Consider the following 256-nt stretch of genomic DNA (forward strand, 5'->3'; position numbering starts at 1 on the left):
GCCTGGACCTATGCCTTGGCGCTGGTGCCGGCCGGCTTCATCGCTGATCGATTTGGCTCGCGCTTCACCTACGGCGTATCGCTGATCAGTTGGTCGACCGTCACCGTTTGCCAAGGTTTCGCCACGGGATTTGCCTCGCTGTTCGGCCTGCGCCTGGCGGTCGGCGCCATGGAAGCCGCGGCTTTCCCGGCCAACAGCCGCGCGGTGACGGTGTGGTTCCCGGCGCGGGAACGCGGGATGGCCAGCAGCATTTACG

The 256-nt window shown here is 66.4% G+C and carries 1 protein-coding gene; it reads left to right on the forward strand.

From position 1 onward, the window contains the following. Positions 1 to 24 precede the first annotated feature (24 nt). Positions 25 to 256, forward strand: a 232-nt coding sequence (locus AAEY83_RS16750) for an MFS transporter (protein ID WP_351060897.1), incomplete at its 3' end; no start/stop codon positions are given.

It is taken from the genome of Psychrobacter sp. TB20-MNA-CIBAN-0197, assembly GCF_040309765.1.
Classification (GTDB): Bacteria; Pseudomonadota; Gammaproteobacteria; order Pseudomonadales; family Moraxellaceae; genus Psychrobacter; species Psychrobacter submarinus.